Raw genomic sequence first — 14,351 nt, forward strand, 5'->3', positions numbered from 1 at the left:
CTAACGTTATATACGAGCGCAGCGGAAAAATGGTTCCCAAATACCGTAAACTTTTCGGTACAATGGGAATACATGAGAAGGAGGCTTTTTATCATGCAGCGAGCTATACCTGAGTGGCGGTTCGTTCCGATGACCGAGCCGCACGGACGAGACATATGCACTTGGCGGTACCCCGAGCCTTACGCCGTCTTCAATTGGTCGCCCTGGGACGAGCTGGCCGAAGGCCCTTCCGAGTTCGCCGACCCGCTCCTTCGCGAGGAGCAGTTCGAATCGGTGCTGGATGCGGGCGGAGCGCTGCTCGGCTTTGCGCAGTTTTTCCCGATTGCCGGCTGGACCCGACTCGGACTCGGCTTGCATCCCGATCTGTGCGGGCAAGGGCTCGGACCGTCCTTTACCCGCGCCATTGCAGGACGCGCGATGCAGCGCAACCCGCTGAACAAGATCGATCTCGAAGTCATGACCTCCAACACGCGGGCCATTCGCACTTACCTCAAAGCCGGATTTGTCATCAGCGATACATATGTCCGGGCAACCCCAACCGTACCCGCCGAGTTTCACTGCATGGTGTACGAGGGCGATTCGCCGCCAGGTATGATATACTAAAAGCTTACGAAACGAAATCAGCCGATGGAGCATTCAGATGCTGCCGTCATTTGAACGCTACGCCATAACGGAGTTGATGCCCCAATGCTGAAAACGCAAATTACCCGCGAGGAGCTCGAACGGCTTGGCGAGGACATCCGCCGCCACTTCGATCTGCACACGGTCGAACAAGGACTCGAGCTTCAGCAAAAAGGCAGCGTCTACAATACCGATGTCACCGCCAGCCGTTGCCTCGTATCCAAGGTTCAGGGCGAAGAAGCCTACTCGGTCAAGTTCGATCTCGACTTTTTCGGGCTCAGCGAATGCAGCTGTCCTTATGGCGGCTATTGCAAGCATATGGCGGCGGTTTTTTTCTATGCGTACTCGGTGTACGGCAGGCCCGACGCCTTCGTCAAAGACTGGAAGCAGCGGCAGGAAGGGCAGCCCGCGGCCAAAAGCAGCTCCAAGCTGTCTCGCCAAACCGCGCTGCTCCCGTCCGCCCAGCCCGCCTCCCTGGCGCTAAAAGAGTCGGCTTCGCCGGAGGAATGGCTCTCGCATATCGAGCGCGAGTTTACCGCCTTTACCGCCAGGCACAGTCTCTGGAAATACGATACTGAGGAGTATTACAGCGCCGCGCTGCAAACGGCGCTCCGGCCTTCGACCTGGTGGGTGCCGGAAGCGAAGAAGCTGCTGACGGTGTACGGCCATCTGTATGCCCTGCAGAAGCTGGAGCGCGATTACAGCGCCGTAGGCTCGCCGCTGACCCATCGCCACGTAGAGGTGAAGGACACCGCGAATGCGCTGGAGACGAGACTGGCGGAGACAGTCGACGAAACCGATCCCGAGGAGCTGGGACGCCGCTGGCCGGAGCATCTGCTGCATGTGGCGGACATCGTCTCAAGCGCGCTAACGGAAAAACCGGCCGCTCCAATCGTCCGCTGGATGGACGTGTACCGGCTGCTGTGGACCCGTCTTTTCCTGAATCCGAGCTGGCGTGAGGGGGAGATCGCCAGAATCGACGCCCTGCTGGCCCATGCCGATACCTGGACGGAGGCGGAGCATGACGATTGGCATAAAATCCGCGCCCATTTCGAGGTTTTGCTGGGACGCGACAAGGAAGCCCGCAGCCGGCTCGGCAGGCTTGCCTCGTTTCACCCGAGCGAAGGCTTGTTTTATACCGCCGAATTTCGCAGAACGGGCAGCTGGGAACGGCTGTGGTCATGGCTGCAGTGGCTGCTGCCGCAATGCCGGAAAGCCGACCGCGACTTGTTCCAGACGCTGTGCGGCTACGCCTCCGAGGCGGCGAAGGAACTGGGCCTCGAGGAAGAGTGGGCCCGGGCGCTCGTCTCGATGCTGCCGGCCAGCTATTACGTCTATACCGAGTTTCTCGTAAAGACGAAGCGGTTCCGGGACTGGACCGATTACCACCTTGCGGAAAAAATCGCCGTATTCGAGCTGTATCCAGCCGATCTGAAGGCGGCCGAACTGCACGATCCGACCGTCGTTTTCCCGCTTTACCATCAAACGATCGAACGGTGCATTATGCAAAAAAACCGCCCCGCCTACAAGGAAGCGATCCGGCTCATGAAGAAGCTGTCCGCCCTATACCATACCGCCGGGTTGCAGGACCGTTACGAGCTGTTTCTGCGCAGGCTTTCGGTGCAGCACGCTCGGCTGCGCGCCTTCCGGGAGGAATTGACGAAAGGAAAGTTGCTTCGATGAGAACGATGAAAGCGCCGATCACCATTCATTGCCGCTGGATCCCCTCCGACGCTTTCTGGCTGTATGGCGTGCAGGGCGAAACGCCGCTCGATGCTCTCACGCTGAAGGAGCTGCTGTTCGCCTGGCATGAGCCGTCCTTCTACGGAGCGTTTATCGACAGCCTCGTGCTGGACGACAAGGAGGGCGTCCTGCTCCCTGCGGAGGAAGCGGGCGAGTTCCTCGTCTCCCCTCCCTGGAACGGCTATGTCCCTCTTGCGTGGAGCGACGAAGCGGCTCCGCTGCTGGATGCAGCCCGCGATCTGGCGGCCGCGCTTCTCGCCGGCGAGGTCGTACCCGATTTTGCCAAATGGAAAGCCGGAAGCTGGGGCTGGAAGCTGAAGCGCCCCGAGGAGGCGGAGGGCGGCAGCGAAAGCGCAGCTCCCCTTCCGTTCTGGGACGACTGGGTGCAGCGCGTGATGGAGCATTTGCATCCGGATAAGGATATCGTCCGCCGGGGCGAGGAGCGCAAGCACCGCTCAGCCGCGTCCTATAGGGAGCGGACCGAGGACGATCATGGCGATGCGGAGCCTTCTGCGGAGAGCGGGTTATGGACCGACGAGGACGACTGGCTCGTCGCGATCGGCTGGACGCCGGACGAGACGCCGTTCAGGACGGCGTTACGACTAAGCGAGCCCGATCAGGGGGAAACGTGGTCTCTCGCGGTCGTGCTGCAGGACCGCAGCAATCCGAACCGGCTTGCCGAGTGCGGCAGCTCCGGCGAGCCGAGCGCCGATTGCCCTCCCGGCTGGCTGCCCTACGCCACCCGCATCCGGCAGACGATGGCGAAATGGTTTGCCGTCGTTCCGTGGCTCGCAGGCGAAGAAACCGCGGGGGAATCGTCGATCCGGACTGAGATCGATTACGACGAAGCTTGGGACTTTTTGACCGACAAAAGCATCAAGCTCGCCGAATTCGGCCAAACCGTGCTGCTTCCCGCCTGGTGGGAGCAGCTGCGCAAAACGAAGCCGCGCCTGAAGGCGAAAGTCCGGCAAGGTTTCGGCTCGAGCGGCGAATCGCTGTTCGGACTAGGCGGCATCGTCCAGTTCGACTGGCGGATGGCGATCGGCGACGCGGAGCTGGAAGAAAGTGATTTCCGCAGCATCATCCAGAACAACCGGCAGCTTGTGCGCATAGGCGGGCGCTGGGTGCTGCTCGATTCGGAAGTGCTCCAGCAGGTGCAGCAGTGGATCAAGCAGGTTCGGAAAAAGAAGGGGCTTTCGTTCCGCGACGTTCTGGAAATGCACCTGCTCGGCTCCCGGGGCGAAAACGACGAAGCGGATGCTGATAGGGACGCCGGGGAGCGCGACTACACGGAATCGCTGAAGGTCGAGGTCGAGCTGAACGAGCATTTGCGCGGCTTTATCCGGCAGCTAAGGCGTGCCCAGACCGTGCCGATGCTGCAAACGCCGCAAGGTTTTCACGGCTCGCTGCGCCATTATCAGGTGCTGGGCGCTTCCTGGCTGCTGTTCCTGCGCCGGTTCGGTCTGGGCGGCTGTCTCGCCGACGATATGGGGCTCGGCAAAACGATCCAGTGGATTACGTATTTGCTCGCCATCAAGGAGCAGGAGCAAGCCGGCGCGCCTTCGCTGCTCATCTGCCCGACCTCGGTGCTGGGCAACTGGCAGAAAGAACTGGAGCGATTCGCGCCGGAGCTCAAGGTGAAGCTTCACTACGGCCCCGCCCGGAGCAAGGGCGACGACTTTGCGGACAGCGTGGACGGCTTCGATCTGGTGCTGACCTCGTACGCGCTGTCCCATCTCGACGAGACCGAGCTGTCGCGGATTCGATGGACCTCGATCTGTCTCGACGAGGCGCAAAATATTAAGAACGCCTACACGAAGCAGTCGACCTCCATCCGCAAGCTCGAAGCCGATCACCGGATCGCCATGACCGGCACGCCGATCGAGAACCGGCTATCCGAGCTGTGGTCGATATTCGATTTCGTGAATCCCGGCTACCTCGGCAATCTGCGTTCTTTTAACGAACGGTACGCCAGCCGGATCGAGAAGACGCAGGACAAGGAGCTGATCGGCCAGGTGCACCGGCTCGTGCAGCCGTTCTTGCTGCGCCGGGTGAAGAACGATCCGGCCATCGAGCTCGACCTGCCCGAGAAGCTGGAGTCGAAAACGTTCGTCTCGCTCACGGTCGAGCAAGCGACGCTGTACGAAAGCGTCATCGCCGATCTGTTCGAGCGGCTCGACCGGCTGCCTCCGATGGAGCGCCGCGGACTCATTCTCGCCTCGCTGACCAAGCTGAAGCAAATATGCGACCACCCGGCCATCTACGCGAAGGAAGGGGCCGCCGCGCCCGACCGGAGCAGCCGGTCGCAAAAGCTGGATCGGCTGCTCGACATGGTCGGGGAGCTGCGCGAGGAGGGCGACCGCTGCCTGATCTTCACGCAGTTCGTCGATATGGGGAAGCTGCTTCAGAGAGCCGTCTCTAAACAGCTCGGCGAAGAGGTGCTGTTCCTGCACGGCGGTACGCCCAAGGCGCAGCGCGATCGGATGATCGAGCGGTTTCAGGACGAAGGCGACTGCGGCGTCTTTCTGCTCTCGCTCAAAGCCGGGGGCATCGGCCTGAACTTGACCGCGGCGAACCATGTGTTCCACTTCGACCGGTGGTGGAACCCCGCCGTCGAAAACCAGGCGACCGACCGCGCCTTCCGCATTGGGCAGACGAAGCGGGTACAGGTGCACAAATTCATCTCGCTCGGGACGCTCGAAGAGAAGATTGACGAGATGATCGAGCGCAAAACCGCACTCAGCCGGCAAATTATCGGCGGCGGCGAACAGTGGATTACCGAGATGTCGACCGACGATTTGAAGGAGCTGTTTGCTTTGCGCCGGCAGTGGGTCGAAGTATAGCCGCTTGCCTTGGACGGATAAGGAGCGTGCCGGATGAATCCCCAAACGAATCTGCTCGACATTTTTGCCTACCGCAAAGATTACAAGATGGCTTCGCGTTTCCACAGTCACCCCGAATACGAGATTTATTACGTGCACGACGGGGGTTGTACGTACTTGGTCGGAGAAACGTTCCTGGAGCTGGCGCCGGGCGATCTTCTCATTATGAACGGCATGAGCCAGCACGGCCCGGTCGGCATGAAGGCGTGCGAGCGGACGATGATCCGGTTCGACGAGGCGAGCACGCTGCCGTTCGTCCAGTCGCCGGGCTCTCTCGATTTGCTGCTGCCGTTCCGTACGATCCGCAACCGCCGGTGGCGGCTGGAGGGGGAGCGCCGCACCGAAGTAGAACAGATCCTGCTGAAGCTGAACCGGTTTACGGCGCAGCCGGGGCCGCTTGGCTTCAATCGCCTGCGCAACGCGTTCTGCGAGCTGCTGCTGGTCATCTGGGAATGCAGCGAAGCCGATCTGTCCGATCCGACGCCGATGCAGATCAAGGAAGCGAACGTGCGCAACATTCTTACGTTTATCGAGCAGCGCTATATGGAGGAGCTGAGTTTGGAGCGGGTGGCCGACAGCGTCCATTTGAGCAAATTTTACATGGTGAAAATTTTCAAGGAACTGACCGGCATGACCGTATTCGAATATATCAACAAGCGGCGAATCAGCCAGGCAAAGCTGCTGTTCCGGTTCGAAAAGACACGGACGGTGACGGAAGTCGGCTACCAGGTCGGGTTCAAGCAGCTCACCCACTTCTCCCGCAATTTCAAGCAGTTGGTCGGCTTAACCCCCGAGCAATACCGCGGGCTCTTCTGAGCGCGTTCGCAAGAAAAGGAAACTGAAAAACGGGCCTCTAGAATCGCTTCTAAGGCCCGTTTCGCGTTTTAATAAGGACGGAAGCGGGTATCTATATCGTAAGCGAGACGCTAAGCAGGTTCCAGAACAATGGAGAGGAGCAATTCCAATGAACATGGACGAGCGCCGAAACGTCGAAATCGAGAAAACGAGCGTGGAGAAAAAAGTGGATTCCAGCATGGTTGCCTCTACTTTTATTAAATATGCGGCCTATGTAGTCATATTTTTCGGAGCTTTGTGGTTTCTTGTGAAATATGTGTTCCCGATGTTTCAATCCTAAAGCGGCTTCCCAGATGATGGGCCTTCTCAACCATTGGTTGAGAAGGCCCATTTTTGACTCGACGATTAGGTGATAGCTTACAAGCGGAATGTTTTTTACAATGAATGTATCTAATGGATGGAAGGAAGAAGCCGGAATGAGCGTTAGCTACAGCAAACAATTATGCGAGCAGATCGGCAAGCTCAGAAAACGAAGCGGAATGACACAAGATCAGCTCGCTGCGCGATTAGGCGTATCTTACCAAGCTGTAAGCAAATGGGAGAATGGACAATCTTGTCCGGATATTGCGTCGCTCCCGCTTATTGCCGAAATGTTCCGGGTATCGATTGACGAGCTCTTTGGAAGGAGAATGAGTATAGGGTTGTACGAAGGTCTTGTCGCCGAATATTTGTTTCAAGGAGACGCGCGGGACAGCAGCGGCGGAGAGCATCATGGAACGGTTGTTGGCGCCTCTCTGTGTACGGATCGGTTTGGCCATCCGGACAGCGCTTATTGCTTCGACGGTAAAGACGATTACATTTTGGTGGAAGCCGCGCCCAAGCTGAACGGAGAATCGTTTTCTTTGTCCGTATGGTGCTGCTATGACCGGGATGCGCGTCTTGAAGGCTGGACCCATGCTATTGTTTCACAAGACGGGCATTTTCAAAATCGTGTCTATCAACTTAGCACGTATGAAGGCAGCATCACTTTTCACCGATTTGTGCATGACAAGGATTTGTATGTGCAATCAACCGTGCAAAAAGAGTTCTGGTATCATATCGGTGTAGTCTATGATAACCAAGTGTTTAGGCTCTATAAAAACGGAATGCTCGTCGGCGAAACTCATGGAAAATTGACGCCAAGCCATAAAGAACCCTTATTCATCGGATGCAAGTCTACGTTTGAACCGTATTTCTTTTTCAAAGGCAAGATTGACGATGTAAGAATCTATGACCGCGCCTTAACGGAGGATGAAGTTCAAGCCTTATATGTGGAGAACGGCTGGAAACCTATTGAGGAACCGGAAACCCCAGTAATCGATGCCGGAGATGTACCCTTATTGGAGAGTGTCGCGAATGTTCAACTTCAGCTTCCGCGGGAAGACATCAAGGCCGCTGCTGAGTGGTACATCCAACACCTTGGGTTCAAACTGCATATGGAGTATCAGCAGCAATTTTACATGCTCAGCTTGTTTAAAGGGCCTAACCTATACTTGCACAGCTCTTTATCAGAGTCCACCCGGCAGGAAACGTTTGCTCCGTTCGTATACAGTACCAAAAGACCCGTGGAACAGTTGGAGAAGCATTTGATTGAGGCGGGCTCTCGGCATGTGACTGTGAAGGATGAAGGCTTCGCGCACTTTGTTTGCTTCCAGGACCCGTTCGGGAAAAGCTGGGTGATTAAGCGCGATAAACGATAATCGATCGGTCTAATGTTACGCGGTTGGTCAGGATAAGCAGCCAGATTTGAGCAGCCTCTCAAGAAGAACAGCAATATCGGATAAATCGCGCGGCCATTTCGGCACGCTCATGGCAAGACGCCCCAAGCCCCCTGGTGCTATGCTTCTGAATGAAGCCATGATACCAAGGGGGTTTAAATATGAACATGAAACGCCGCGGAAGCATACTTTTATCCACCTGTACGATCACCGTTCTACTATTTGCAAGCGCTTGCGGAAGCCAGTCCGCCTCCGCGCCGGATAGCTCCGCAAAACCGAAGGACGACGCGAAAACGGCGGCGCCGGCCAAGCCGATCGACCTCGTCTTCTACCAACCGAGCGCCGACTGGGACGAGGCCCGCTTCGAGAAAGAGTTCGGAGCGCCGATTAGGGCCAAATTCCCGCATATCACACCCAGGTTTATCAAGTACAACGGCAAAGCGGATCAAGTGACGGAACTGGTGACGACCAGCACGCAAGTCGACATCATGTTCATGTCGATCGGGCAAGTGTACAACTTCCTGCTGAAGTCCAAGATGGAGCGCGACCTGACGCCGATCATCCAGAAAACCGGCTTCGATCTGAACCGGTTCGAAACGACCAGCGTCGATATCCTGAAGCAGATCGGCGGCGGCAAGCTCTACGGCATCCCGATGTACACGCTCCCGGCCACAATCTATTACAACAAAGACCTGTTCGATAAGTTCGGAGTGCCTTATCCGAAGGACGGCATGACGTGGGACGATACGTATGAGCTTTCGCGCAAGCTGACGCGCCAGGATGGTGGAGTACAATATTACGGCACGGTCATGTCCCCTTCCCATCTGGCGATGCGCAACCAGCTGTCGCTCAACATGATCGATCCGAAATCCGGCAAGGCCACCTTGAACAACGACTCGTGGAATAAGTTTCTCGCCAATGTTTCGCGCTTTTACACACTTCCGGGCTACGATTGGACCGATGCGGATATGCAGGTGGGCAAGCAGCGCGATATGTTTACGAAGGAAAAAAGAGCGGCGATGTGGCTGCCGGTCAGCACGATGCATACGGAAGCGGAGCTTCAAGGCATGAACTGGGACCTCGCCTCGTTCCCTACGCTCAAGGAAGCTCCCGGAATCGGGCCCCAGGCGTACCCGTTCTACTTCTTCGTTACCTCAACGAGCAAGGTGCCGGAAGAAGCGTTCGAGGTGCTGAACTACATGTCCACCGAGCCGTTCCATCTGGAGAAATCCAAGCAAGGGCTGTTCCTCAGCCTGCTGAAAAGCGAAGCCGTCCGCAAAGCGTTCGGTCAGGAATCAGCTATGTACAAGGGGAAAAAATACGAAGGCGATGCTGCCCGAGAAGTTCGCCGCCCCTTCGTTTGTCAGCACGTATACGAGCTCGGCGGCGGCGAAACTATTCAGCGCCCTCGTGAACGTGAAAACCGGCAAGCAGGATGCGAACACGGCGCTTCGCGAGGCCGAGGAATCGATGAACAAAACAATCGAAGCGGACGCCGCGAAATGACGGTTTATGCCGGAACGTTCGCGAAGAGAGGCCGAGCCCAAGGGTTACCCCCTTGGGCTCGGCCTTCTTTGCTGCTATCCGATCTTTTAGGCGTGTCCGGCGCCATGCCCTTGCTTGCGCGGATTCCACCATACTTCCTCCAGCACCCGCATCGTGTTGCCGCCGATCACCTTGGCGATATCCGTATCCGAGTAGCCGTGCTTCACGAGCCAGCGAACGATATTCGGGAAGCATTGGCCCGGATTTTCCAGACCCGCTACATAGTCGACGCGCTCGTACGGCTGGCTGCCCTTCGAAGCGGACAGCGACAGCGCTTCGGCGAACGCCTTATGCAGACCGACATGATCGCCGAACAGCGTGTCCGGACCGAACGAAACATGATCGATGCCGACCAGGTTAACGCAATATTCGAAGTGCTCCATGAACGATTCGATGTTATGACGCGGATGGTTGGCCGTAATCGTCGTATGCGGGGCCGCCTCGATCGCGATCACGCCGCCTTTTGCCGCACAAGCCTTGATGACGTCGTCCGGCTTCAGACGGTTCGTATTCCAGAGCGTCCGCGCTCCGGCATGCGTAATGAAGATCGGCTTGTCGCTCACTTCGATTGTATCGAGCGACGTCTGATCGCCGGAGTGGGATACGTCGATCGCCATGCCGAGCTTGTTCATGCGGCGAACCGCTTGCTTGCCGAATTCGGTCAAGCCGCCGTCGCGCTTCTCCTTCAAGCCCATGCCGAGCTGGTTGCCTTCGCTGTAGGCGATGCCCATGCAGCGGACGCCGAAGCCGTACAAGATGTCGAGACGGTCAAGCTCGTTCTCGATCATGCTCGCCCCTTCGATAGAAGGAACGAAAGCAATCTGGCCGTTCGCCTTGGCGCGGCGAATATCGTCGGTTGTCAGGCCGAGGATGACCATGTCCTGGTGAGCGATATCGCTCAGGCGCATGCCAAGATCATACAGGATGTCGCCCCATTTCCAGCCTCCGCGGGAAGTGATCATCGCCGTGCCGTTCATCAGGTTGTCGAACACGCAGTCCAGCCCGGATACGGACAGCCCTTCGTAGCCGGTCGAGTCGCGGCCCCAGCGGCGGAATTCGAAAAACTCGTTCAAATTGACGGGAGCCTTGAACGTATGCTCGTGAAGAGAGATAACGATGTTGTTCGCCATAATGCTCTGCACGCGCGCTTCCTGCTCTTCGGTTACACCCATGTCGTATTCGGGAAACAGTGTAGTTTCGCGAACGAGCTCAAACTTCTTGAAGTCGGCGCCCGCCTCCAAATATTGATAAGATTGATACCCGCGGTAATTTTTCTTGTTCATGCTGCGATCACGTCTCTTTCGTCAGGGTGTAGTAGCTCACACGGTGTCGGTCACTATCGTCAAGAGTTCGGTGCAACTTCTTGCAGAAAACGGCGCACTTCGCCGAGGAATTTCTCTCGCTCTTCTTTTTGCGGCGAATGGCCGCTCTTCTCAAAGATGACCAGACGGCTGTTCGGAATTTCGCGGGCGATCTCCTCGGACGCCTCCAGCGGGGTAATCCAGTCGTGCCGCCCGCACAAAACGAGCGTCGGCGCCTGAATCGTTTTCAGCCGGTCGACGATATTGAAATGCGGCTGGTTGCGCGAGAACGCCCAGTTGTGGGTTTCATGGCGGAACATGATCGAATTCAGATGCTCGTCCAGCATGCTCTGCGTATATTCCACCCAATACAGCGGCAATATCGCCGCGTACATGTCGCGGAAGTCCTCGTCGCTCCTCGCCTCTCCGTTAAACAGCCGATTCAGCATCTCCTCCGTAACGCCGGGCAGGCCGCTTTGTAATGCGCGGTCATGAGCCGTGTTGCGGTAAGCGTTGGAGGCCGCCGTATCGCGCAGTACGATGCCGGCCACGTTCTCCGGGTAGCGCAGCGCGTATTCGAGCGCCAAATATCCGCCATACGAGCCGCCGGCAATGACGATCTTGCCGAGCCCAAGCTCTTGGCGCAGCGCTTCCGTATCCAAATTGAACTGCTCGTGGCTGTAAGGCTCGGCCCCTTCGGATTCGCCGTTCCCCCGCTGATCGTACGATACGACCCGGTAGCCCTCGGCTGCAAACGCTCCGAACGTTGCGGCATCCCCGTGCCGCGAGCCAAGCCCCGGACCGCCATGCAGCGTGACGATCGCAGGTCCTTCCCCCTGATCTTCCACATGAAGAAGGACGCCGTTAATATTCAACTTTTTCAACATAGGTTTCCGTCGCCTCCCGAATCCTTGAACGATATCGTTTGACACAATCAAACATTTTCCATTAATCAAACAAGGTCTAGAAAAATAATCACTTTGGAAATGCTTTCAAAAAGTTATTTTCTACTTTACTACCGAGATGTTAAAAAATCAACCACCTAAAAATAAAATATGTTTGACTAAGTCAAATGTAATCGTATACAATAATTTTCAATAACAGAAGCTTTATTGTTGATGTGACCTATTTTCACATAGAGAGAAAGCTGCGTGCTACAGGCGCGGCCAAGGAGGAACTTATGGCAGACCATCATACCGATACCGTCACGGCCGAGCGTAAAAATGCGGAGTCCCGCTATACGATCGAATCCGTCATGAAGACGCTGCAAGTGCTGTTCTCGTTCTGTGAGCCCCCGTACCGGTTTACGATTTCGGATCTCGAATCGTCCACCGGCCTATCCAAAAATCAGGTGTTTCGCAGTCTGAAATCGCTGGAGGAATTCGGTTTGCTGCGGATGGAAGCCGAAGGCAGCTATGTCGTAACCGCCATCGCCTATAATCTGGCTTTGGCCGCCGAGCCCGACGCGCCGCTCGAGGAACTGGCTCAGCCGGTTATGGAGTCGCTGCAGCGGGCTACCGGAGAAACCGTCAATCTGTGTTGTTTGCTGGACGGCCAATCGACGATCATCGCAAGACGCCACGGCAAGCAGAGTGTCCGGCTCATGTCGCGGCTCGGGCAGCGCTCCCCGCTTCATGCAGGGGCTTGTCCGAAAGCGATGCTCGCCTTCCTTTCCGACGAAGAGCAGGAGCGGGTCATCGGCATGCTGCCGCATTATCAGAAAATTACGGACCATACGGTTACCGATCCCGACAGGCTGCGCATCGAGCTGGAGGAGATCCGCAGGCGCGGCTACAGCGTCAGCGACGAGGACTACGAAGCGGGCGCCCGCGGCGTAGGCGCTCCGATCTTCGGCAAAAACGGCAAAGTGATCGCCGCGATCAGCGCAGGCGGCCCCACGATCCGCGTCAGCCCGGAAGATCTGCTCGGCTTCGGCCAGCTCACGATGGAAGCGGCCGATAAAATCTCCAAGTTTCTCGGTTATTTCCCGAAACGGGAAAAACCGTTTCAATAAATGTCTGTAACCATGTCAAGGGGGATCCGTACATGTACAAACGCAAATCATGGATGACAACATTGGGTGCAACCGTTCTCGCCGGAGCGCTTGCCCTTTCCGGCTGCAGCGCCAAAACGGCAAACCAGCCGGACAGCTCCGCTCCGCCTGCCGGAACGACAACGCCGCCGGCTGCCGCAGCCAATATCGATACTAACGCCACGATTAACCTGGCCACGAATGCGGAACCGAATTTCAACCCTTGGTCCCCAACCGGCTATGCCGAATCGCAGCCGATAACGGAAATTTTGTTCGACGGCCTCACCAAGTGGGGAACCGACTACCAGCCCGTTCCCGCGCTGGCAAAGGACTGGAAGATGGCCGACGACGGGATGAGCTGGACGTTTAATCTTCGCGAAGGCGTTACCTGGTCCGACGGCAAGAAATTCACTGCAGACGACGTCGCCTATACGTTTAACGAAATCGTACTGAAGAAAGAGCTTGGCGCCAGCAACTCCTCCAACTTCGTCGACGTCGAGAAAGTCCTCGTTGTCAGCCCGACCCAAGTGCAGTTCGTACTGAAGAAGCCGTGGTCGTCCTTACCGAACTACTTGGCCTGGTACGCCAAAATATTGCCGAAGCATATTTTTGAAGGACAAGACCCTTGGAAGCTGACTTCCTTCAATAAAGAAAAACCGGTCGGAACCGGCCCGTACACGCTCACCAAATATATGGCCGGCCAGCACGTCGAACTGGAACGCAATCCGAACTATTACGGCGGCGCAGCCAAAGTCGCCAAAGTCATCGTCAGCATCGTACCCGACAGCAATACGCAAATCGCCCAGCTGCTGTCCGGCACGCTCTCGATGGTGAACGTAACCGATCCGACGCTGATGGAGAAGCTCAAGTCGAACCCGAACTTGACCGTCAACGAGCTGGCCGACAACAACTACTATTGGGTCGCTCTCGACTTCACGCAGGAGCGGTTCCAGGACGTGAGAGTCCGTCAAGCGCTGCTCCACGCCATCGACCGCGAAGCGATCATCAAGGGCGTATTGAAAGGCTACGGCCAAGTGGCTACCGGACCTATCGCACCAATCCAGGAGAAATATTACAACAAGAACGTAAAAACGTACGCCTACGATCCGGAAAAAGCGAAATCACTGCTCAAGGAAGCCGGATATACGGCGGGTGCCGACGGATTCCTGCAGAAGGACGGCAAAACGTTCGAAATCAACATGCCGGCCGGACAATACGGCGTGCTCGTTCAAGCATCGCAGCTCGTGCAGCAGTACTGGCAGAAGATTGGCGTCAAGGTCAATCTGCAAGTAATCGACTGGAACACCTATGTGCAGAAAGTCGTCGGCAACCGTCAGTACGACGCAACTCTCTGCTGGTGGCGCGCGCCGGTCGACCCGGATGTGCTCGCCTACTATCACAGCAGCGCGGCCGGCAAGGGCAACAACATCCCCGGCTACAAAAACCCGGCGCTAGACAAGCTGCTGGAGGCGGGACGAGCCGCCAAAACGACGGATGAGCGAGTTAAAGTATACAACGACGTACAAAAGATGACCGCCGAAGAGCTTCCGTATTTGTACTTGTGGTACCCGACGCTGGCTGTAGCCACGCAAAAGAAACTGAGCGTTCCGAAAACCACGTTTATTGTGGCCGAGGACCATATTACCGAATGGACCGTTCAAAAATAAAGCAAACC

General features: G+C 56.8%; 11 protein-coding genes and 1 pseudogene. 10 read left to right on the forward strand and 2 right to left on the reverse strand.

Annotated features, from left to right (window positions below):
* The first annotated feature begins 93 nt into the window (after nucleotides 1–93).
* The 8 genes and pseudogenes from D7M11_RS05445 to D7M11_RS36310 all read left to right on the forward strand — a co-directional run bounded on the left by D7M11_RS05445 (nucleotide 94) and on the right by D7M11_RS36310 (nucleotide 9,304).
* Nucleotides 94–603, forward strand: coding sequence for a GNAT family N-acetyltransferase (locus tag D7M11_RS05445; RefSeq protein ID WP_120746153.1), 510 nt, complete (start codon nucleotides 94–96; stop codon nucleotides 601–603).
* An 84-nt stretch (nucleotides 604–687) separates the two neighbouring features.
* Complete coding sequence (locus D7M11_RS05450; protein WP_120746154.1) at nucleotides 688–2,304, forward strand: SWIM zinc finger family protein; 1,617 nt, start codon at nucleotides 688–690, stop codon at nucleotides 2,302–2,304.
* Complete coding sequence (locus D7M11_RS05455; protein WP_120746155.1) at nucleotides 2,301–5,207, forward strand: DEAD/DEAH box helicase; 2,907 nt, start codon at nucleotides 2,301–2,303, stop codon at nucleotides 5,205–5,207. The genes D7M11_RS05450 and D7M11_RS05455 overlap by 4 nt, the downstream gene beginning before the upstream one ends.
* Before the next feature lie 33 nt (nucleotides 5,208–5,240).
* The gene (locus tag D7M11_RS05460) at nucleotides 5,241–6,062 is read left to right on the forward strand and encodes an AraC family transcriptional regulator (protein WP_120746156.1); all 822 of its coding nucleotides are present in this window, start codon (nucleotides 5,241–5,243) and stop codon (nucleotides 6,060–6,062) included.
* 148 nt (nucleotides 6,063–6,210) lie between these two features.
* On the forward strand, nucleotides 6,211–6,381 hold the full coding sequence (locus D7M11_RS36300; protein ID WP_158606463.1) for a hypothetical protein: 171 nt from the start codon (nucleotides 6,211–6,213) through the stop codon (nucleotides 6,379–6,381).
* A gap of 136 nt (nucleotides 6,382–6,517) precedes the next feature.
* Entirely contained in the window at nucleotides 6,518–7,780 is a 1,263-nt protein-coding gene (locus D7M11_RS36305; protein ID WP_158606464.1) for a LamG-like jellyroll fold domain-containing protein, read from the forward strand.
* Nucleotides 7,781–7,965: 185 nt separating this feature from the next.
* Nucleotides 7,966–8,949, forward strand: a pseudogene (locus tag D7M11_RS38020) (ABC transporter substrate-binding protein); the annotation flags it as partial.
* A gap of 178 nt (nucleotides 8,950–9,127) precedes the next feature.
* Nucleotides 9,128–9,304, forward strand: a complete 177-nt coding sequence (locus tag D7M11_RS36310; protein ID WP_158606465.1) for a hypothetical protein — start codon at nucleotides 9,128–9,130, stop codon at nucleotides 9,302–9,304.
* A gap of 86 nt (nucleotides 9,305–9,390) precedes the next feature.
* On the opposite strand, the gene D7M11_RS05475 is transcribed toward D7M11_RS36310, so the two are convergent.
* Nucleotides 9,391–10,626 (reverse strand): dipeptidase, encoded by a 1,236-nt coding sequence (locus D7M11_RS05475; protein WP_120746157.1) that lies wholly within the window; start codon nucleotides 10,624–10,626, stop codon nucleotides 9,391–9,393.
* A 59-nt stretch (nucleotides 10,627–10,685) separates the two neighbouring features.
* The gene (locus D7M11_RS05480) at nucleotides 10,686–11,531 is read right to left on the reverse strand and encodes an alpha/beta fold hydrolase (RefSeq protein WP_120746158.1); all 846 of its coding nucleotides are present in this window, start codon (nucleotides 11,529–11,531) and stop codon (nucleotides 10,686–10,688) included.
* Between the two features lie 293 nt (nucleotides 11,532–11,824).
* Between D7M11_RS05480 and D7M11_RS05485 the strand changes: the two genes are divergently transcribed.
* A complete protein-coding gene (locus D7M11_RS05485; RefSeq protein WP_120746159.1) occupies nucleotides 11,825–12,658 on the forward strand; it encodes an IclR family transcriptional regulator in 834 nt (277 codons plus the stop codon).
* A 32-nt stretch (nucleotides 12,659–12,690) separates the two neighbouring features.
* Complete coding sequence (locus D7M11_RS05490) at nucleotides 12,691–14,343, forward strand: ABC transporter substrate-binding protein (protein ID WP_120746160.1); 1,653 nt, start codon at nucleotides 12,691–12,693, stop codon at nucleotides 14,341–14,343.
* Nucleotides 14,344–14,351 lie beyond the last annotated feature (8 nt).

Origin of the sequence: Paenibacillus ginsengarvi (assembly GCF_003626695.1) — a bacterium.
In the GTDB taxonomy this organism is placed as follows: Bacteria; Bacillota; Bacilli; order Paenibacillales; family NBRC-103111; genus Paenibacillus_AB; species Paenibacillus_AB ginsengarvi.